The sequence below is a fragment of the Methanococcoides methylutens genome, assembly GCF_000765475.1.
Lineage (GTDB): Archaea > Halobacteriota > Methanosarcinia > Methanosarcinales > Methanosarcinaceae > Methanococcoides > Methanococcoides methylutens.
The window spans coordinates 83,515-101,204 of record NZ_JRHO01000005.1 but is presented as its reverse complement, the minus strand read 5'-3'; the positions used below and the strand labels follow the sequence as shown (position 1 = coordinate 101,204).

29 protein-coding genes and 1 tRNA gene are annotated in these 17,690 nt (G+C 45.4%); all 30 read right to left on the bottom strand.

The genetic code is table 11. The features are described 5' to 3' along the window. Positions 1-12 precede the first annotated feature (12 nt). Complete coding sequence (locus LI82_RS01900; RefSeq protein ID WP_160174925.1) at positions 13-1,128, bottom strand: cytochrome c3 family protein; 1,116 nt, start codon at positions 1,126-1,128, stop codon at positions 13-15. 180 nt (positions 1,129-1,308) lie between these two features. After that, positions 1,309-1,391: transfer RNA gene (locus LI82_RS01895), tRNA-Ser, on the bottom strand. Between the two features lie 29 nt (positions 1,392-1,420). Next, positions 1,421-2,413, bottom strand: a complete 993-nt coding sequence (locus LI82_RS01890) for an RNA-guided pseudouridylation complex pseudouridine synthase subunit Cbf5 (protein ID WP_048193276.1) — start codon at positions 2,411-2,413, stop codon at positions 1,421-1,423. Positions 2,414-2,432: 19 nt separating this feature from the next. Further along, entirely contained in the window at positions 2,433-2,963 is a 531-nt protein-coding gene (gene cmk / locus LI82_RS01885) for a (d)CMP kinase (protein ID WP_048193275.1), read from the bottom strand. Positions 2,964-2,965: 2 nt separating this feature from the next. Then, positions 2,966-3,586, bottom strand: a complete 621-nt coding sequence (locus LI82_RS01880; protein ID WP_048193274.1) for a DUF106 domain-containing protein — start codon at positions 3,584-3,586, stop codon at positions 2,966-2,968. A 21-nt stretch (positions 3,587-3,607) separates the two neighbouring features. Beyond that, the gene (locus LI82_RS01875) at positions 3,608-4,255 is read right to left on the bottom strand and encodes an adenylate kinase (protein ID WP_048193273.1); all 648 of its coding nucleotides are present in this window, start codon (positions 4,253-4,255) and stop codon (positions 3,608-3,610) included. A 23-nt stretch (positions 4,256-4,278) separates the two neighbouring features. Next, positions 4,279-5,757 (bottom strand): preprotein translocase subunit SecY, encoded by a 1,479-nt coding sequence (gene secY, locus LI82_RS01870; RefSeq protein ID WP_048193272.1) that lies wholly within the window; start codon positions 5,755-5,757, stop codon positions 4,279-4,281. Between the two features lie 109 nt (positions 5,758-5,866). Then, a complete protein-coding gene (locus LI82_RS01865; protein ID WP_048193271.1) occupies positions 5,867-6,307 on the bottom strand; it encodes an uL15m family ribosomal protein in 441 nt (146 codons plus the stop codon). A 7-nt stretch (positions 6,308-6,314) separates the two neighbouring features. Beyond that, entirely contained in the window at positions 6,315-6,776 is a 462-nt protein-coding gene (locus LI82_RS01860) for a 50S ribosomal protein L30 (protein ID WP_048193270.1), read from the bottom strand. 2 nt (positions 6,777-6,778) lie between these two features. Further along, positions 6,779-7,414, bottom strand: coding sequence for a 30S ribosomal protein S5 (locus LI82_RS01855; RefSeq protein ID WP_048193269.1), 636 nt, complete (start codon positions 7,412-7,414; stop codon positions 6,779-6,781). Between the two features lie 11 nt (positions 7,415-7,425). After that, positions 7,426-7,947: a 50S ribosomal protein L18 gene (locus LI82_RS01850; RefSeq protein ID WP_048193268.1), complete on the bottom strand. Its 522-nt coding sequence runs from the start codon at positions 7,945-7,947 to the stop codon at positions 7,426-7,428. Between the two features lie 59 nt (positions 7,948-8,006). After that, positions 8,007-8,453: a 50S ribosomal protein L19e gene (locus LI82_RS01845; protein ID WP_048193267.1), complete on the bottom strand. Its 447-nt coding sequence runs from the start codon at positions 8,451-8,453 to the stop codon at positions 8,007-8,009. A 1-nt stretch (position 8,454) separates the two neighbouring features. Further along, entirely contained in the window at positions 8,455-8,901 is a 447-nt protein-coding gene (locus tag LI82_RS01840; protein ID WP_081955702.1) for a 50S ribosomal protein L32e, read from the bottom strand. 22 nt (positions 8,902-8,923) lie between these two features. After that, a complete protein-coding gene (locus tag LI82_RS01835; protein WP_048193266.1) occupies positions 8,924-9,457 on the bottom strand; it encodes a 50S ribosomal protein L6 in 534 nt (177 codons plus the stop codon). 17 nt (positions 9,458-9,474) lie between these two features. Continuing rightward, complete coding sequence (locus LI82_RS01830; protein WP_048193265.1) at positions 9,475-9,867, bottom strand: 30S ribosomal protein S8; 393 nt, start codon at positions 9,865-9,867, stop codon at positions 9,475-9,477. Positions 9,868-9,878: 11 nt separating this feature from the next. Further along, on the bottom strand, positions 9,879-10,031 hold the full coding sequence (locus LI82_RS01825) for a 30S ribosomal protein S14 (RefSeq protein WP_048193264.1): 153 nt from the start codon (positions 10,029-10,031) through the stop codon (positions 9,879-9,881). Next, complete coding sequence (locus tag LI82_RS01820) at positions 10,031-10,528, bottom strand: 50S ribosomal protein L5 (RefSeq protein WP_048193263.1); 498 nt, start codon at positions 10,526-10,528, stop codon at positions 10,031-10,033. Before LI82_RS01820 ends, LI82_RS01825 begins: the two co-directional genes overlap by 1 nt. Positions 10,529-10,532: 4 nt before the next feature. Beyond that, positions 10,533-11,243 carry a 30S ribosomal protein S4e gene (locus LI82_RS01815; protein ID WP_048193262.1) on the bottom strand — a complete coding sequence of 237 codons (711 nt, stop codon included), beginning with the start codon at positions 11,241-11,243 and terminating at the stop codon, positions 10,533-10,535. A gap of 5 nt (positions 11,244-11,248) precedes the next feature. Then, positions 11,249-11,602 (bottom strand): 50S ribosomal protein L24, encoded by a 354-nt coding sequence (rplX, locus tag LI82_RS01810; RefSeq protein WP_048193261.1) that lies wholly within the window; start codon positions 11,600-11,602, stop codon positions 11,249-11,251. An 11-nt stretch (positions 11,603-11,613) separates the two neighbouring features. Then, positions 11,614-12,012 (bottom strand): 50S ribosomal protein L14, encoded by a 399-nt coding sequence (locus tag LI82_RS01805; protein ID WP_048193260.1) that lies wholly within the window; start codon positions 12,010-12,012, stop codon positions 11,614-11,616. After that, complete coding sequence (locus tag LI82_RS01800; RefSeq protein ID WP_048193259.1) at positions 12,009-12,338, bottom strand: 30S ribosomal protein S17; 330 nt, start codon at positions 12,336-12,338, stop codon at positions 12,009-12,011. The genes LI82_RS01805 and LI82_RS01800 overlap by 4 nt, the downstream gene beginning before the upstream one ends. A 5-nt stretch (positions 12,339-12,343) precedes the next feature. Next, the gene (gene rnp1 / locus LI82_RS01795; RefSeq protein WP_048193258.1) at positions 12,344-12,649 is read right to left on the bottom strand and encodes a ribonuclease P protein component 1; all 306 of its coding nucleotides are present in this window, start codon (positions 12,647-12,649) and stop codon (positions 12,344-12,346) included. A 1-nt stretch (position 12,650) separates the two neighbouring features. Continuing rightward, complete coding sequence (gene rpmC / locus LI82_RS01790; RefSeq protein WP_048193257.1) at positions 12,651-12,854, bottom strand: 50S ribosomal protein L29; 204 nt, start codon at positions 12,852-12,854, stop codon at positions 12,651-12,653. A gap of 2 nt (positions 12,855-12,856) precedes the next feature. Then, positions 12,857-13,795 carry a 30S ribosomal protein S3 gene (locus LI82_RS01785; protein ID WP_048193256.1) on the bottom strand — a complete coding sequence of 313 codons (939 nt, stop codon included), beginning with the start codon at positions 13,793-13,795 and terminating at the stop codon, positions 12,857-12,859. Beyond that, the gene (locus LI82_RS01780; protein ID WP_048193255.1) at positions 13,795-14,250 is read right to left on the bottom strand and encodes a 50S ribosomal protein L22; all 456 of its coding nucleotides are present in this window, start codon (positions 14,248-14,250) and stop codon (positions 13,795-13,797) included. Before LI82_RS01780 ends, LI82_RS01785 begins: the two co-directional genes overlap by 1 nt. A 10-nt stretch (positions 14,251-14,260) precedes the next feature. Next, positions 14,261-14,674 carry a 30S ribosomal protein S19 gene (locus tag LI82_RS01775; RefSeq protein ID WP_048193254.1) on the bottom strand — a complete coding sequence of 138 codons (414 nt, stop codon included), beginning with the start codon at positions 14,672-14,674 and terminating at the stop codon, positions 14,261-14,263. 17 nt (positions 14,675-14,691) lie between these two features. Then, entirely contained in the window at positions 14,692-15,405 is a 714-nt protein-coding gene (locus tag LI82_RS01770; RefSeq protein WP_048193253.1) for a 50S ribosomal protein L2, read from the bottom strand. Positions 15,406-15,416: 11 nt separating this feature from the next. Beyond that, positions 15,417-15,665 carry a 50S ribosomal protein L23 gene (locus LI82_RS01765; protein WP_048193252.1) on the bottom strand — a complete coding sequence of 83 codons (249 nt, stop codon included), beginning with the start codon at positions 15,663-15,665 and terminating at the stop codon, positions 15,417-15,419. Then, the gene (rpl4p, locus tag LI82_RS01760) at positions 15,662-16,423 is read right to left on the bottom strand and encodes a 50S ribosomal protein L4 (RefSeq protein ID WP_048193251.1); all 762 of its coding nucleotides are present in this window, start codon (positions 16,421-16,423) and stop codon (positions 15,662-15,664) included. The genes LI82_RS01765 and rpl4p overlap by 4 nt, the downstream gene beginning before the upstream one ends. 5 nt (positions 16,424-16,428) lie before the next feature. Continuing rightward, the gene (rpl3p, locus tag LI82_RS01755) at positions 16,429-17,442 is read right to left on the bottom strand and encodes a 50S ribosomal protein L3 (RefSeq protein WP_048193250.1); all 1,014 of its coding nucleotides are present in this window, start codon (positions 17,440-17,442) and stop codon (positions 16,429-16,431) included. Positions 17,443-17,690 lie beyond the last annotated feature (248 nt).

Below are 17,690 nucleotides of genomic sequence, written 5' to 3'. Positions count from 1 at the left end.
GAGGGACACAAATCAGTCCCTCTTCAGTAAGAAGGCAACTGTAGCAAATACCATTAATACAACTATTCCACCTGGTGCGGGCACCTGGTCTGCAGGTTCATCAACTCCCGAACTTCCCTCAATGACCGAGTTGAAGAAATTTTCGGACATATCAAGATCGGAATGGGCACGAACTAGGTTATGGATACCAACGCTGCCGTCGTTTTCAACTTCTGTAAGATAGAAAAGCCCGTCATTATAGTTGGCAAGCTGGATTTCATAGGAATCCGTTCCATTGACACTTTCAAGAGCAATGTTTGCTTCTTCTTTTAATGAATTGAGATCAGAGAGTTTCTGTGAAATTGGAGCTTGCTTTTCCTCAATCAGTGATGTCAACGAGTCCTGATGGCACATATAACAGCCATTGGATGCATCTGGGTCTGAAAGCGCCACTGCATCGAAATCAAAGTCATGACCTGTAGTAACTTCACCGTCCAAAGGTATCATTGACATATGGCAATCAACACAACCTATTGCTGTGGGGTGAGTTCCATCAACATATCCCGACGTACTGACCATTTCCCACTGCGCATGCCTGACGACCGGTGTGTTACCATCTGCAACCAAGCCCTCTGTATTATGGCAGTTGCCACAGAGAAGTGTGCTATTTTCCAACCAGAGGCCACCTTCATGAGGATCATGACAGGCAACACATGATATTGTCCATTCCGTTACATTCAGGTCATGAGCAGCTTCCTCGTTCAGCATATATACCTCTGCCTCTTCAAGGTTCAATATTGCACCATCAGTGCTCTTGCACACTACACAGGAGACATCCGAGTGCAGTACGTAAGGTTCTGCGATCTCCGTCGGCTCGGAATGGCTTGCCATTGCCTCCATATCGAATCCCACCTCGCCAAACTCATTCCACTCATCAAAGATGGCAGCATGGCAATCCCCACAAACCTCTGAAGACAGATCTGCAGTTGGAACTGAATCAGAAGGGTTCGAAATGTGACCTTCAAAACCACTTTCAGCAGGAGAATGGCAGATTCCACAATCTGCAATATTGTGGGCAGAAGAGCTCCACAGATTATAAGAATCCTGATGACAGTCCGCACAGTCATCAAAGCCTACCGCTATACACACAGTTGTAAATAAAATTAAAACTGTTGAAACTATTACTATAGTTTTTGTTATTTCCCCCAACATACCTATCACATAGAATAATGTGAGTTTTCGAGATATATATATTTCCAAAGAAGATTTAGATAATTGAAGAAAAATAGGAATCAAAAGCTTAATATTAATTTCAGAAAAATATTAAAGCGCCGAGGGGGAGATTCGAACTCCCGAGGGGACAGGCCCCACAAGCTTTCCAGGCTTGCGCCCTACCACTAGACTACCTCGGCAAAAAAGCCATATTCGTGCTGACTGGCATTTATTTTGTCGTCCAGCAACTTGGATAAATAGCGGCATCCATTATTACTCTTTCGGTGATACAGGCTATTCCGTGATCATTGTTCAGTAGTTCGTCGGAATCCATAGATGCCTTGCATAGTGCTACAGCTTCTCCTTTTAAGGTGAATAACGCGATCTTGTCGTCCTTTTTTATGCTCTTGCTAAAAGAAACGATACCTGAAACTGCAAGGTATGCACCCCTGCATATCGCATCTACGGCAGTATCGCGTATAACAATGCGGGGCAGATGAGACAAACCAGCCTCCATTGGGAGTATAAGCTTTCGAAGCTCAGTCTCGTCGTTGTCCTCCTGCCAGAAAACACAGGCATCCTTGAGATCATAGAGGGTCACCAGAGTGTCCTCCCTGAATGGACCTGTGCCTGTCCTGCGTAGTTGCTTCATGTGAGCACCACAGCCCAGTATGAGACCAATGTCATGGCAAAGCTTGCGCAGATATGTCCCCGCCTCACAGCCTACCCTCATGAGCACTTCCCTGCCGTCGATCTCTAGAACATCAAGATAATAGATATTCCTGATTCGCAACTGCCTCTTGACAGCAGAGATAATAGGAGGGGTCTGGTAAATGGGACCGTTGAAGTCCTTACAGACACGCCTGATCTTAACTTCAGGAACGTCATTGTGAAGGTGCATGAGGCAAATGTATTCCTTGCCCGAAAGGCGCAGTGCTGAGACTGCTTTAGTAGCTTTCCCAAGCATCACTGGAAGTACACCTGTAACACCGGGATCAAGTGAACCGGAATGACCGGCCTTGCTTACACCCACCATATCCCTGATCCATGCCGTCACCTCATGACTGGTAGGACCTACAGGTTTGTCGATGTTCACAACACCCAGATTAATGTAATCAAGAATAGGACGATCTTCCGGCTTGCAACCATATGCGGCATTCGTGGTGGCATGTGCCTTTACGACCATCATATCCACGTCTTTAGAAATTCTTGATGAAACCATAGCAGTACCTGTAAATTATTTATTTAAATCCGCCATAGCCATCGATGGCCCGGATAAGAATGTCTGTGATCGCAAATTGGTCCCAGCGACTGGAATCAATAACTACATCATAGATAGAAAGATCGTTGATATCAATTGAATGGATCTCTTTGTAACGTAATGCTTCTGAAGCTTCACGCCCCATAGTCTCCTTCAGACGTACATCAAAGGATGAGCCTTCTCTTTCGACTATTCTCCTGACACGCACTTCCATGGGAGCTTTGATCCACAACTTCAGAGCATTTGCAGCCATATGTCCTGCAAGCCGCCCTTCAAGAATAAGATCATCGGAACGATTGGCGATCTCGCGCTGTCTTTTGTCGATCTCAATGTCTATTGAAGGATCAGACTCTGCAAGACTGCCAAACTCTGCAAGTGTCATTCCGCGTTCTTTTGCAAGACCTCTGAAAACATCACCTGCGGAGATCATCTCCACGCCATAATGTTCTGCCAGTAGCTTACCCACGGTTGTGGTCCCACTGCCCGGCAGTCCACTAATAGTTAAAAGCATACTTAGACGCCACCAATATCCAGTGCTTTACGCACTACCTGACTGATAGCCAGTGATGTGATGAAATACCAGAATATCCAGTACTGGATCGGACCCAGAACAGTGGTCACAAGCTCCTGCTCTCCCCAAAATGGGAATACGAGTGAAGCACCCGGATGCAGGCTAATGTAATGGTATGCCCACATGAAAAGAGGCAAAGATATAATACTGATATATGCCATCGGTTTGAACTGCTGCTTTGACATTTCCATCTGGTCAGACATCATATCAGCACGCTGTTCTTCTAATTTCTTGACCATATAGGTATTCTGTGAGAGCTGTGCCTCACGGAATTCCTTCTGGAAGGACTTCATGCGCTCCTGTGTGTTGCGCATAAGTTGCCAGTTAATGGTATATTTCTGAATAAGTGATGCATACAAAGCAGTGATTGCTGCCATGATGAACAACATTATATGGAAGTTGCCATCACCGACCATAGCACTTATAGGGTCCATCAGGATGCCAACGATAGCTCCGATACCCTCCCTGCCCTCCTCACCGAGAACAAGAATCCCTATCATTAAAGAGATACCGACCGCCAGTACAAACCTTTCTGCTGTTTTCTTGAAATTTGAATCTGCCATGCATCATCACCTTCTATTAGTTTACTTGTACTGGTCAAGTACTTCGCAGATATCTGAAAATACCCTGCCGATCTCACCAGCCCCATCAATATTAACAAGGATACCTTTACCCTTGTAATAATCGATAAGAGGCTGAGTCTTCTCTTTATAGGAATCGAGTCTTTGCCTGATGACATCCTCTTTATCATCATCGCGCTGGTAGAGCTGTGCACCACATGCATTACAGACACCCTCTTCTTTTGGAGGATTGAACTTGATGTGATAGCTCTCACCACAATTACACATGTACCTTCCACAAAGACGGGTTACAAGTTCCTCATCGGCAACATCAATATTGAGGACGACTTCAAGAGGCATCCCAATATCATCAAGGATACCTGACAGAGCGTCTGCCTGAGGAGTTGTCCTTGGATACCCATCAAGAAGATATCCGGTCTTGCAGTCAGACTCTGTGAGGCGGTTCTTGATAATACCAATCAATACTTCATCAGGCACAAGTTCACCTTTATCCATGTATCCCTTGGCTTCACGCCCAAGTTCGGTACCATCACGCACGTTAGCCCTCAAGATATCACCGGTAGATATGTGAGGGATCTGATAATGCTTAGCCAGTTCCTTGGCCTGGGTGCCTTTTCCTGCACCCGGTGGACCAAATAACACAACGTTCATTTAAATATCTCCATTTTTTTCGTTTACTCTTGTCCGAAGAAAGATCTGACCATTGGATGCATTTCCATCATCTGTTCAGATGCAATATCCTCATACAAACGATATACAATACTTACTGTAAGCAGTAACCCTGTACCTCCGGCACCACCAATAGTACCCAGCAAACTTGCCACAAGTGTGAGTACGCCAATGAAGGCACCACCAATAACGGTTACCTTCGGGATGTACCTAACCATGACCTTCTCGATACTTCCAACATTACGCCTGAAACCAGGGATCTGCATTCCTGAATTGAACACTTTCTGTGCAGTAGGTTTGGCACCCATGCCAGTAGTTTCGATCCAGAACAGAGCGAATATAATACCACCAACGATAAGGAATGTTGCATCAACGAGAACATGTAATCCTACCTGCCACATTGAAGGCACCGGAACACCATATCCCGTAAATGTTTCCCTTACAAGTGAAGGTATCCAGTCATAAGGACTGTTTATAGGTGCCAGATAGTACATCACCCCATTGATAGGAGTGGAACCATAGTATTCACCAAACAGAGTAATACCACGTCCTGAAAGTAGCAGACCTATCATCTGTATGTTCGCCTGAAGAGCCCTTACAAGGATCATTGGAAGAACGGATGCATAGATAAGCTTTACAGGGAACCTACCCCTTGCACCTCTTACAGCGCTGTGTGCTAATGGAATCTCAATGCGGGTACTTTCTACATATACTACCAGCAGGAAGATCGCAACAGTACTCACAAGTGCCAGGATTCCACCTCTGATAAGCAGGAACATAGCCCCATCGCCTGTGAAAATGTAATCTAGCCCTACATTCTGAGCGATATATATCCACTTTGGAAGAATTCCGATAGGAAGACCTCCGGTGTCGAGTCCCCAGTTGAATAATCCAGTTACGATCTGCTGTGAAACACCAGCAACGATGAACAGTCCCACACCGGAACCAATTCCCCATTTTGACACGATCTCATCCATGAAAAGGATAAGCATCCCACCTATACAGATCTGGATGAATATAATGGAGGTAACAACTCCAAGACCAACTCCAAGAGCAGATGCTACTCCGGCATCCGGCTGTATATAGCCTCCTACGATCTGTGGAAGAGCTTCAAGAACGATCATTACAAAGACCATAAATTTCTGAGCACCCTGGAAGAACGCCTGGTCTGCAGGATCGGACATATTGAGCTTGATAACGTCAGCTCCCACAAGAAGCTGAAGGACAATCGATGCGGTAACAATAGGACCTATACCAAGAAGCATTAGTGATCCTGATGCTCCAGCAAAGAACGCTCTATATTGTTCGAACAGGTCAATAGAATCCTTGGAAAGACCAAAAAGGGGTACATTTGCGAGTGCAAAGTAAAGTACCAATATTCCAAGAGTCCACATTAGCTTGTTCTTAAAATGCACATGCCCCTCCGGACTTGCAACGGCGGGCAATCTGTTAAAAAACGGTTCCAAACTCTCCCTGAGACTCATTAACTACACCTTTATACGGGATTGAAAGTCCATTGGACTTTGCTATAATATAAATTAATCTGCACTAAATAAAAACGCAACAAATATAAAAGTAATGTCTGTAAAGACATTACTCTTCAATTTCTACGCAGGATCCACCTGCATTCTCGATCTTGTTCCGAGCAACTCCTGAGAAGCTGCTTGCTGTAACAACCATATTCTTTGTTACTTTTCCGGTACCAAGAACCTTTTCAATCTCAAGATCTGCAAGATTGATAGCATATGCACCTTCTTCGAGTTGTGCAAAGCCATCTTCTACAAGCTGATCTGCAAGTTCGTCAAGTTCGCCGACGTTAACCACTGAAACATCACGAATCATCTTTAATGGACGAGAGAATCCACGGTTGCTTCCACGTATGTATCCGAGTTGTAAAGCCCTTGTGAAATGATGTTTGTTCTCACCGGACCTACCACGTCCACCACGGTTACCTGCACCACGGCGATTCTTGGTAGTACCGCCACCGCAGGTGCGTGAACCCCTGAACTTCTTTGTATTGGTTTTGTTGCTCATAGTAACATCACCTCATCTTGTTCAAAAGTGTCTTTATGTCTTCGCCATGGTTTCCAAGGACACCGCCCTGCTGAGCGGTCCTCTTAATACCAGCGTGACCTTTCCTTGGTGGGTGAAGCCTGAAAACCGGCTTCAGACCAGGAACGTCATTGATCTTTGCATTACCGCTGACAAGAGCTTCTGCGAATGCTTTAATGGAGTCGAAATCAGTATTCTCCTTCACATAAGCATCTGTCACACGTTCATCGCCCTCGAGCCTGCCGCGCTTGGCAATTACATCTGCCAGAGTATCAGCATCAATAGTACCGTATGCAATGTAATCCTTTGCTTTCTGGATCATACCCCTGTTGTTAGGGTTGTCAGCAAGGAATACACAATGGTTGACCTTGTGAAGGCGAAGCATACCGAGAGTATCCTCGATCTCACCGCGAACATTTACCTGGCCCCTCATTCTGACTACTGCGAACATATTCAGTCCTCCGTCTCATCAAATACAATTGGTCTTCTTACAGTGCCTGTGTTCATCAGAGCATTGTATGTTGCCTTTGCGAAGTTGAGAGTGGTCCTTGTCTGACCTTCTGTACGGGTCCATACGTCCTTGACACCTGCTTTTTCAAGCACTTTCTTTGCAGTGCCTCCAGCAGCAAGTCCAAGTCCACGTGGTGCAGGCTTCAATACTACAGTGACACTACCTGCCTTTCCATTGACCTCGGAAGGAACGGTATGTGGAAGTCCACAACCGCATTCCCATGAACCGCATCCACGTTTGATACGTGTGATGTTGATCTTTGCATTGTCAATAGCCTTTCTGATAGCAGGTCCTACCTGTACATCCTTTGCCTGACCAAGTCCAACAAAACCATCGCCGTTTCCAACAATAACGGTTGCCCTGAACTTGACACGTCTTCCGGAGTCGGTCATCCTCTGAACCATGTTGATATCGAGAACTTCGTCCTCCAGATCAGGTAATAATATATCAACGATTTTTGATTCCCTTATAGGGAGACCGGAATCCATGGCTTCATCCATGGAAGTAACCTGTCCTTCTGAAACAAGCGTACCAAGCCTTGTCTTGGGTACCCATTCCTCATTATATTCATATGCCATATAACCACACCTTAACTGAACTCTGCAAGGATCTTTTCCTTAACTGCTTCGAACACTTCCGGCAGATTGGATCCTTCCATATATTCTGCAACGTGTTCTCCTCTTATACGCTCATCAGATGGGAATACTGAAGAATTGTGAGGCACATCCAGTCCTGCGTCAACAACACCTTTGAGTGCTGCATACACGCGACATCCTGGTGATGATGCCTGAATTCCGATATCCAGTACACCGCTCTCATAGCCTTCCTTAAGTGCCCTGTATCCGAACAAGAGACCTGTAAGGTATGCTGCGGTTGTGTTACCGGTTGATCCCTCGTATCCATATTTCTCAAGCTCAGTAGAGATAGCTGACGTTAATGTCATATCTCCCTTTGCATCTGGTGCCACAAGTTGCAACTGCATGTGTCTTGCACTCTTACGCACAACCACACGATCCTCTTTTGAGAGAAGTAACCTGAGTCTCTGGTGATAATCTGTACGCCCTTCCCTTCGTCGCCTGAATGGGACTTTATAACGGGCTCCTGTAGCCATATTAGATCCTCCACATCAACTTAACATATAAATTTGTCTTCATTGTTTATTCCTCAGGCTCATTCTGTCTTCTTAATATTAAGATGCGCTTCCATATGAGCTAAGTTCCTATACTCGCCACCCTTTGCTTTACGGTAGACCTTGCAGTATGTGGACTTATCGAGTGTACCATCTGCACGAAGCTCTTTAAGCCTCCTCCTGATAGCACGGATCTTTTTCATCCACTGCTCTTTCCTCGGGTTACGTGCACCCTTTCTACCTTTACGGGAACCATGACCCTTGCGGTGGCCGTATTTACGTTTTGCATCCCTTTCTCTTGCGCGTCCGCGGCTAACTCCCTTTACAAGCTCTGCTTTTATGCTTCCGCCTGCAATAAGACCACGGATATCTTCCCTTGTAATAGCAACTGCTATTTCAGCAGAAGCTTCAGGATCTAACCAGACCTTGTGGACTCCGCAACCCAGGACCTTTGCTGCAAGTTTTTTCTGGTTTGTAAGATCGGTCATCTTACTCACTCCTGGTAGGGTTCAATATCTTAATACCCATTTCAGTTGCTTTTGCTTCGATGATTGCTTTCTTCCTTGCACCAACGGTCCTTCCGACCCTTATAGCCTCAAAGGAAGCATCAACGTCATCAACATCTTTAATGGTGTTCACAAGGACTTCTGCATACCCAGATGGGTGAAGACCTTTTACTGCTACAGGACTACCATATCCTGCCTGTGCAAGAGCACCTTTTGCGGCGATATGCCTGCGCTGCTTGCCCTGAAGACCTCTTGGTCTTCTCCAGTTGGAATCCAGACGCTTGTACTTGTGTGAATCAGTCCTCTTGAATGCAGGTTTCTTAGCCTTCTGGACTTTCCTGACTTTAAAAAGTCTCTTGGACTCATCATCAAGTGCAAGTTTGGTGGTCACTGCTTCTTTCATGTTAGTTTCATTAACTGTATCTTCCATTCAGATCACCTACACTTCTCTCTCATACCCTCTTCTCAACGATGTATATACCATCCTGGAACACACGTGGATCAAAGCGCTTGATCTTTGTCTTCTGCTCGATATTAGCAGCGGTCTGACCGACATCTTCCTTGTTGATACCGGAGACAATGACTTCATCACCACTTGTTTTTACAGTTGTCTCACCAAGGATCTTGGAAACCCTTGGCTTCTTCTCACCAAGGAAGTTACTGATGACAAACTGCTTTCCTTCGACCTTAAGCTGCATTGGAAAGTGAGAGTAGACCACTTTCATGTGATACTCAAATCCATCCACAGCTCCCTTCATCATATTATTGATGTGGGAAGAAAGCGTTCCGACCATTGCTTTCTGTTTTTTCCTCGATGATGGAGAGTCAACGACCACTTCTGAACCGTTCACTTCAATGTTTACACCTGGATACCACACGAATCTTGTGTTGGTACCTTTGGGCCCTGAAGCGGACAGAACGTTATTTTCTAACGTTACTGTCACACCTTCAGGAATCGAGATTATTTTTTTGATTTCTTTTGCCATATCATCTCACCCTTAAATTAGTACACAAATGATAATAACTGGCCACCAACGTTATTCTCACGAGCCTCATACTGGGAGATTACTCCCTGAGGGGTCGTAAGGATCAGAACACCAAAGTTCTTTGCTGGAAGGAACTGTTTCTCCCATTTCTCAAACTCGGTTGCTCCAACTGAATAACGTGGCTTGATAGCTCCACACTTGTTAATACGTCCAATAAGTTCTACTGTATATATTCCAGCCTTACCATCTTCCACAAACTCGAACTCACCGATATATCCACGATCCTTCATGACCTTAAGGACATTTCCTATGAGCTTTGATGCGGGCTTGATAGTGCAGGAATCTTTACCAACAGCTTCAGCGTTCTTGATAGTAGATAACGCGTCAGCAAGAGGATCTAATAATACCATACCTGTTCACCTCATGTATATTTTTCAAATCCCATATCATGGGCAATTTCCCTGAAACAATGCCTGCAAAGGTAGATACCATACTTGCGTACGAGACCCTGCTTTCTGCCGCATCTTTTACACTCGTTTGCGCCTCTTCCAAAGTTCTTCTCTGTCTGAGTCATTATTCTACCTCCACACCATAAGTTTCTTTAAAGAAAGATATCGTATCCTCTTTTGAGATTTTGTGGGAAGTTGGTATCTTTCGCTTCATGACCCTTCTTTTGTTTACCCTGTAACCAGGACGGTTTACGACCACATTGATATCCATTCCAAAGATACCTATATTAGGATCGTACTTCATGCCAGGATAATCGGTGTGTTCTTCAACACCAAAGGAAACATTACCATAGTCATCGAACTGTGATGCACGGAGCGTTTTCTCGACAATTTCCAGAGATGTTGTAAGGAAATCTTCTGCAGCATCTCCACGGAGAGTTACCTTGCATCCGATAGGCTCGTTCTTTTTGATACTGAAAGCAGGCAAAGTTCTCTTTGCATAGCTTCTTATAACGGTCTGACCGGTAACAGCTTCAAGGATACCTTCTGCATCGACAAGGTGCTGGCCACTTTCTCCAACACCCATGTGAACGACCACTTTATCGACCTTAGGATCTCTCATTGAGTTACTCAATTGACTCACCACCTAAGCTGATCTCTGACTCCTTCTCACCTACTACGAAAACATAGTTCTCGATAGTCTCGAACTCGGATTCACCGGAGATGGTCACTGTGTTGTACTTAGAACTCTTTACCTTGTTGATCTCTTTGATGGTGCCGATCTCACCAGAGTGACTTCCACCAACGATCATTGCAAGATTACCCACTTCGTACTTGATGTGTTTTACGATCTCCTTGCCAGGAAGGGAAAGTATGATTGAATCCTTTGTATTGTAATCATTGGAACCATTAAGGTTTGTACCATCGTTCAGGTTCATCTGCACGATTCCACCCTTGATTACTGTCTTGTTTTCAATGCGGCACAATTTGTTTGCGCCCATATTCTCGAGCTTGTTCAGAACAAGCCTTCCCTTGCCATCAAGCAATATGCGGTATTCTGTATTGTTCAATGGGATGCTAATTACATCCATCAACCCTACAGGGAACCTCAGATCTTTTCTTGCGACTCCGTCAACAAGGATCTTGCCTTCTGAAAGTACTCTTTTTGCTTCTGCCCGGTTGTCAACGACACCAAGCATGTCCCTAAGCACAACAGCAAGAGGAATACTCTGTAATCTGTTATGAGGACCTGGTCTTGTGGATGTTATCCATTTGTTGGATTTCTTTGAGATCTGCCAGCTATTTGGGACAGATAATCTCTTTTGATGATTGCCCACTAGAATCACCTACCTCTAGATAATATTGATTCTCTGCGTTTATCGTTCAATTCCAGTGATGTTATCATCACATTTGAAGGATAGATCGGTCTTGGAACCTCAGTTCCATCTACCTTGCTAACAGAAACACCTTCGACTACGATGGTTCCGCTCTTCAAGGATAATGCTTCGACCTTTCCTTTAGTTCCTGCATGGTCACCACGCATTACCACAACAGTGTCACCGATAATAACGCTTGCACTGCGACCATACTTGCCGCGAAGCTCCTTTGAAAGAGGTGCAGCCATATATTTCTGCCTGATGTGGAGGGGTGCATTGTAACGTGCTTTCCTCTGTTTTCTTGGCTGATTTGATACCATAATTTAACACCTCATACGATCATGGATGCTGTTGTGCCGATCTTTGGGAATCTTTCTGCTGCTTCTCTTGCAACAGGACCTTTGATGTCGGTTCCCTTTGGGATACCCTTGTCATCTGTGATCACTACCGCATTGTCCTCAAAGCCTACTCTAAGGCCATCTGGACGGCGGAATTCCTTTTTCTGGCGTACAACGACTGCATAAAGGATCTGCTTGCGCATCTCAGGAGTACCCTTCTTTACAGATACGACGCACATGTCACCAATACCTGCCTTTGGCATCCTGTTCTTTACACCTCGGTACTTCTTGACTGAAATGATCTCTACAGTACGTGCACCAGTGTTATCAACACATTCGATCTTGGCGCCGGCATTCAGTGCACGTGGGATCGTTGAACGAATTCCCCTCACGCCTGCACCTCCGACTTAACGACTACATATGATTTGGTTTTGCTGAGAGGGCGACATTCCACAATTGTCACAACATCTCCGACCTTTGCATCGATGCATGGTGGATTGTGAGCGTGGATCTTTGATTGCCTCTTCTCATATCTCTGGTATTTGTTTATCAGCTTTTCACGCCTTTGTTGAATGACCACTGTCCTGTCCATCTTGTCGCTTACAACAGTACCGACGAGGATCTGTCCCCTTACGGAGAGATTGCCGTGGAATGGACAATTAACGTCATCACATTCCTTGGACGGCTCAGGTACATCCAATCCAATATCTTTTGCCATGATTATTACCTCATGCGTATTTTCTTAAGATTCTTGACTCTATTCTCGGGTTGTGAGAGCAATAATTTCCCGTTTATCATAACACGTTGATTTTGATTAGCAGAGTGGGATGGTATATGAAATATAAAAACAGTTCCCTCTTTAGGAACCATTTTCTCTTCCATGCCTTCCGTCTCGATCACAAGCATATTGCGTGTCTCGTTAACCACTCTGCCTTTTATGTTATTTAGTGTGGGATTTGTTGACTCGATTATTTCCGTAACAAGCCCGATAAGCTCGTGGAAAATCAGATTAGAAGCCGATGCTCCCAAATCAGATCTCCTTCAGTTCGTTCTGGATCGTTTTGATCCTTGCAACTGTCCTTCTAAGCTCACCAATCCTACCTGGATTATCAGGAGCTCCACCTGCTGATGCAAGTGCGCGCTCACGGATAAGCTCACTTCGGATCTTCTCAAGTTCGTCCACACGTTCGTGTGGAGTCATATCCCTTATTTCTTTTGTACGAAGAATTGCCATGATTAGCCCTCCCTGTGGACACGGGCCATTGGGTGCCAATAGTCGTGACCTTCATGTTTGTGCTGCCATACATTGTTGACCTCACGGCGCTCTTCCCCATCAACGATCTCAATTGTAGCTTCGGATTCATCGTCTGCTGATTCAGCCATCGTTTCTTCTGCTACAACTTCTGCATCGGATGTTTCTTCTACTGCTGCTTCTACAGATTCAGCTTCTACTTCTGTTGCTGCTTCAACAACGGTTTCTTCAGCCTCTGCAACTGCACCTTCAGTTTCTACAAGCTCCTCAATGCCTGCACTCTTTGCTTCTTCAGCAGGAGCAACGACACCTGATGCTGCAAGTTCCTCGGCGGTCTTCATTCTGTATGCGTCAGGAAGGACTGCATTAGGATGAATTATACGTACCCTGCATCCGAGGGTACCAAGTTTCTTAACAGCAACAGCGAAACCGTCGTCAACAATATCTTCAGCAGGTTTTCCTGCGTGCTTGATATAACCGTTGACTATCTTCTCCACCCTTGACCTTGCACCGGTCAGTTTTCCGGAGATGACGATCTCACAGCCAAGCGCACCAGCGTTCATGATAGCACGCATAGTGTTGTGACCGGCTTTCCTGAAATACCATCCTCTTTCGATGGATGAAGCAAGTCTTGATGCCATCATCTGTGCATTCAGTTCAGGCTTCTTGACTTCCTGTGCATCTATCTGAGGGTTGTCCAGGTCATATAACCTGTCTACATCACGGGTCAGTTTACGGATAACCTTACCAGCCTTTCCGATAACCATACCTGGTTTCTCAGCATAGACTGTTATCTGGGTACCCATTGGAGTACGGTTGAGTTCCATACCGCCATAACCAGCCCTGCTTAATTGTTTTGCAAAATATTCATCCATGGATGCCTTTATGTACCCATCCTGGACGAACTTTTTCTCTACAGCCATTAGCGCACCTCGCTTATGATCATCTCAATATTGACAGTTTCCGTGTTTTTCGGACTTGCTCTTCCGCGAGCCCTTGGTCTCATACCATGAATCACACGTCCACGCTTTGCTGCTGCATGTGCAATGTACATGTGATCTGCATTCAGACCCTTGTATTCTGCATTGCTCTCTGCGTTCTTGAGCAACTTAAGCATTTCAGATGCAACCTTTACAGGATAACGACCTGCTGCCATTGGACCCTTTCTGTGACCAAGGCTGTCATTGTGTTTTCTGAAAGGAACTGCCTGCTTTAAAACGACCACATCTTCGAGATAGCGTTTTGCTGCCTTTGTTTTCATACCTTTAACTGCTTTGCAGAGTTCACGTGATTTCTTAGGTGAGATATGAAGCTCTGAACCCATTGCCTTTGAACTGGTCTCTGGATCGAGATCTGTTGTATAGTTGATTCTTGCCATTCACATCACCTTATTTCAATGGTACAAATTTACTCGAACGTGTTGCACCGACACCAGCGCTTCCGTGTGAAACCCTGTTACGTGTTGGAGCGAACTCGCCGAATCTATGCCCGATCATTTCAGGCATTATCTCTGTTGCTACGAACGTCTTACCATTGTAGACCTCGATGGTCTTACCGATCATTTCTGGATAAATGATCATGTTCCTGTAGTGAGTTCGTACGCTTTCTTTACCGTCCTTGAACTGTTGCAGAATATCCTTCTGATTATCAGAAAGACCCCGGCGTATAGACCTGCGTTCCTTAGCAGGCAGGAGTTCTGCAAATTCATCAAAACTCAATTGCTGGAGCTGCTCAACCGTAAGACCACGGAATGTGAACTCTCCCTTTCGTTTTGGTAATCTTGATGTTGATTTCTTTGCCATGTATATTACCTCTTTGTTTAACGTTTTCCGGTCCTACGTGCTGCGATCTGACCAACCTTACGTCCAGGTGGTGCATTCCTGCTCACAGTAGTTGGCCTTCCTGGGTGCTTTCTGTTACCTCCACCGAACGGGTGATCAATAACGTTCATGGCAACTCCTGATACGCGTGGGTACTTTGCAGCCCTTGCTTTCATCTTGTGGTATTTCTTACCTGCCTTAAGGAATGGCCGGTCAACCCTTCCGCCACCAGCAACGATACCGACTGTTGCCCTGCATTTTGGATTGAACCATTTCAAAACACCGGATGGCATCCTGATAACGACCTTGGTAGCTTCACGGGAAACAAGTGTTGCATAAACACCTGAAGATCGTGCAAACTGACCACCGTCATTTGGTTTTGACTCAATGTTGCATACAGGAATACCCTCGGGGATCTCTGCAAGAGGAAGGATGTTACCTGGTTTGACCTCTGCGGAAACACCACAGGAGATCTTCTCACCAACAGCAATTCCTTCTGGAGCAAGGATCAACTGTTCCTCACCATTCTCAAAGGCTACTTTGACAATAGGAGCTGACCTTGCAGGATCATGTGTAATATCAATAACTGTACCATTGAGAACGCTCTCTTCATCCACACGTGGGTGTTTGAGTGCGGCTTTGTACTTGTGTGATGGAGCCCTGTATGTTGGACTTCCTCGACCTCTGTTTTGTGATATAAGTCTTTTAGCCATGTACCTTCACCTCACACCAAACCGATCCTTGTTGCGATCTCATGTGCAGCATCCGGTTCCTCGAATGTGACCAATGCTTTCTTTAAGCCTTTCATGGTGGTCATAGTACGTACTGACTTTACAGAAAAGCCATACATCTTGACCACGTCAGCTGCCACTTGCTTCTTGTTAGAGCGAGTGTCGACAACAAACTGAAGCTTATTATCATCCATAAGCGTCATTGCTTTCTCAGTAATGAATGGATACCTAATAGCACTCATATGAACATACCCTCCATGTTGGTTATTGCAGATTCAGTCCATATAGTAAGTCTGCCTGCATGGGTACCTGGTGCCAGAATTTCTGCATTCAGGGAATCTACTGTAGCAACATCGACACCTGAAAGATTGTTAGCTGCTTTAAGGATAGGACTTTCCTCTCCAGTCACAATCAAAACGCTCTTCCTTGTCTTGTACTTACGGCCCCTGCGCTTACCTTTACCGGCCCTTATGTGTTTACCTTCCTTTGCGCGGATAACATCATCATAGACACCAGCTGCCTGAAGGAAGCTGATTACGTCCTTTGTCTTTAAAAGACCTTCAATGGCGTTCTCTGCAACAAGAGGAACTTCTGCGTCGAATCTGTGTCCGCGTGCCTTTACAAGGTCAGCATCGATAGTTGCTGCAATTGCGGATCTGATAGCCAGACGCTTCTCTTTCTTGTTGATCTTTTCTGTACGGTCAGTCTCCGGCTTTGGAGGATGTGCACGCCTTCCACCCACTGCCTGTGGGATTCTTGCGACACGGCTTCCATTGGATATCCTTGGAACCTGTGCAACACCTCTGCCTGATCCCCAGGAGTGTGCTGATGTTTCCATACCTGAATACTTCTTAGGACCATATGGCTGGAGCCTGTTAGCCTGTGCAGAAAGAACTGCTTTCTTGATAAGATCCGGCCTGAAAATCTCATTAAAGACTTCTGGCAATGCGATCTCGCCTTTAGCATTTCCTGATAAATCAATAATATTTACTGTGGTCATTCACTTCACCCCTGCATGGACTGTGTACTAATGTGAACGATCTGAGGTTCTCCCATGCTGGATACCTTTGATCTGGTTGGTTCCCTGAGTCTTATCAGTCTCTTTGATGGACCTGGAACACTGCCTTTGATCAAGATATAGTTGCCACGAACAACACCATAGTTGGTAAATCCGCCTGCAGGATTGATCTCTTCAGCGTCTGAAGACATCTTTAAGATCCTCTTGTTGTACTCAGTTCTCTGATGGTAACCCATCTGACCCATTGCCGGAACTCTCCAGCTAACGTGTGCAGGAGTCCATGGACCGAGGGTACCGACCTGTCTCAAACTTCCCTGACGGGAGTGTTTGTTCTTCATGAGGTTGATTCCCCATCTCTTTACAGGACCCTGTGTACCGTGACCGGTTGTGATAGCTGCAACATCGATGATTCCGCCATTGTCAAACACATCTGAAACATCCACCATGGTTCCCAGAATGGTTTTTGCGAACTCGAACTTTGCACCCACATCAGATCCACTTACACCAGTTTCCATTACATCAGGTACCTTCTTTGGAACACCAGTAAGTGTTGAAGGTAATGTGTATGTAATGACCCTGATATCTGTTGCCTTGCCGTTTTCGACAAGTGACCCGATCTTTTCGAGTGCTGCATTAACGTCATGGTTCTTTGGAGCTTTGATCCTGCGGTCAAGATCGCTGTCCAGAACATTTGTCCATGCTTCTGCAAGAGCTTTCTCACCATGAGTGTTCTCGCCGTATGCACGAATTGCTGCAACCCGTATTGCTGGGGTCTCAATGACAGTTACAGGAACGGATATTTCGGTACCTTCTGTAAGACTGTTCTTTGTGTCATCGATCATGATAACATGAGTCATACCAACCTTGTAACCTGCAAAACCCTGCAGTTTAGGTTCGGCGCTTGACTCTGGCCATGATCTAAACCTTGGAATGTGACTTTGTGCTCGCTTGCGTGGACTGAATGCAAGGGAACCCCGTCTTGGTCTGTGTCCTTTTGCCATTTGTATTCTCCTTCTTTTACGATTCTTTTTGAAACAACGTTTCGTTTTTTCATGATGTAGGCCAAGACAGTGAAAAAAGAGTAATTTCCAGAATGTATGCAATGCCCCCCATAGCCCGAAACAGAGCTATGCAGACCAACTGCCCACATTACGCGGAAAGCAAGATAACTAACATACTGGTCATAACGGATAGGATGAACCCTTCCGTACGTTCGTACTCAATCATCTCTAAAAGATCTAGCCATTCG

What these genes read in the sequence shown, in the direction of transcription:
- LI82_RS01890 (WP_048193276.1), bottom strand. Translation starts at nt 2,413, where the DNA reads ATGGTTTCATCAAGAATTTCTAAAGACGTGGATATGATGGTCGTAAAG.
- cmk (WP_048193275.1), bottom strand. Translation starts at nt 2,963, where the DNA reads ATGCTTTTAACTATTAGTGGACTGCCGGGCAGTGGGACCACAACCGTG.
- LI82_RS01880 (WP_048193274.1), bottom strand. Translation starts at nt 3,586, where the DNA reads ATGGCAGATTCAAATTTCAAGAAAACAGCAGAAAGGTTTGTACTGGCG.
- LI82_RS01875 (WP_048193273.1), bottom strand. Translation starts at nt 4,255, where the DNA reads ATGAACGTTGTGTTATTTGGTCCACCGGGTGCAGGAAAAGGCACCCAG.
- secY (WP_048193272.1), bottom strand. Translation starts at nt 5,757, where the DNA reads ATGAGTCTCAGGGAGAGTTTGGAACCGTTTTTTAACAGATTGCCCGCC.
- LI82_RS01865 (WP_048193271.1), bottom strand. Translation starts at nt 6,307, where the DNA reads ATGAGCAACAAAACCAATACAAAGAAGTTCAGGGGTTCACGCACCTGC.
- LI82_RS01860 (WP_048193270.1), bottom strand. Translation starts at nt 6,776, where the DNA reads ATGTTCGCAGTAGTCAGAATGAGGGGCCAGGTAAATGTTCGCGGTGAG.
- LI82_RS01855 (WP_048193269.1), bottom strand. Translation starts at nt 7,414, where the DNA reads ATGGCATATGAATATAATGAGGAATGGGTACCCAAGACAAGGCTTGGT.
- LI82_RS01850 (WP_048193268.1), bottom strand. Translation starts at nt 7,947, where the DNA reads ATGGCTACAGGAGCCCGTTATAAAGTCCCATTCAGGCGACGAAGGGAA.
- LI82_RS01845 (WP_048193267.1), bottom strand. Translation starts at nt 8,453, where the DNA reads ATGACCGATCTTACAAACCAGAAAAAACTTGCAGCAAAGGTCCTGGGT.
- LI82_RS01840 (WP_081955702.1), bottom strand. Translation starts at nt 8,901, where the DNA reads ATGGAAGATACAGTTAATGAAACTAACATGAAAGAAGCAGTGACCACC.
- LI82_RS01835 (WP_048193266.1), bottom strand. Translation starts at nt 9,457, where the DNA reads ATGGCAAAAGAAATCAAAAAAATAATCTCGATTCCTGAAGGTGTGACA.
- LI82_RS01830 (WP_048193265.1), bottom strand. Translation starts at nt 9,867, where the DNA reads ATGGTATTATTAGATCCTCTTGCTGACGCGTTATCTACTATCAAGAAC.
- LI82_RS01825 (WP_048193264.1), bottom strand. Translation starts at nt 10,031, where the DNA reads ATGACTCAGACAGAGAAGAACTTTGGAAGAGGCGCAAACGAGTGTAAA.
- LI82_RS01820 (WP_048193263.1), bottom strand. Translation starts at nt 10,528, where the DNA reads ATGAGAGATCCTAAGGTCGATAAAGTGGTCGTTCACATGGGTGTTGGA.
- rplX (WP_048193261.1), bottom strand. Translation starts at nt 11,602, where the DNA reads ATGGTATCAAATCAGCCAAGAAAACAGAGGAAAGCACGTTACAATGCA.
- LI82_RS01800 (WP_048193259.1), bottom strand. Translation starts at nt 12,338, where the DNA reads ATGGCAAAAGATATTGGATTGGATGTACCTGAGCCGTCCAAGGAATGT.
- rpmC (WP_048193257.1), bottom strand. Translation starts at nt 12,854, where the DNA reads ATGGCAATTCTTCGTACAAAAGAAATAAGGGATATGACTCCACACGAA.
- LI82_RS01785 (WP_048193256.1), bottom strand. Translation starts at nt 13,795, where the DNA reads ATGGCTGTAGAGAAAAAGTTCGTCCAGGATGGGTACATAAAGGCATCC.
- LI82_RS01780 (WP_048193255.1), bottom strand. Translation starts at nt 14,250, where the DNA reads ATGGCAAGAATCAACTATACAACAGATCTCGATCCAGAGACCAGTTCA.
- LI82_RS01775 (WP_048193254.1), bottom strand. Translation starts at nt 14,674, where the DNA reads ATGGCAAAGAAATCAACATCAAGATTACCAAAACGAAAGGGAGAGTTC.
- LI82_RS01770 (WP_048193253.1), bottom strand. Translation starts at nt 15,405, where the DNA reads ATGGCTAAAAGACTTATATCACAAAACAGAGGTCGAGGAAGTCCAACA.
- LI82_RS01765 (WP_048193252.1), bottom strand. Translation starts at nt 15,665, where the DNA reads ATGAGTGCTATTAGGTATCCATTCATTACTGAGAAAGCAATGACGCTT.
- rpl4p (WP_048193251.1), bottom strand. Translation starts at nt 16,423, where the DNA reads ATGACCACAGTAAATATTATTGATTTATCAGGAAATGCTAAAGGCGAG.
- rpl3p (WP_048193250.1), bottom strand. Translation starts at nt 17,442, where the DNA reads ATGGCAAAAGGACACAGACCAAGACGGGGTTCCCTTGCATTCAGTCCA.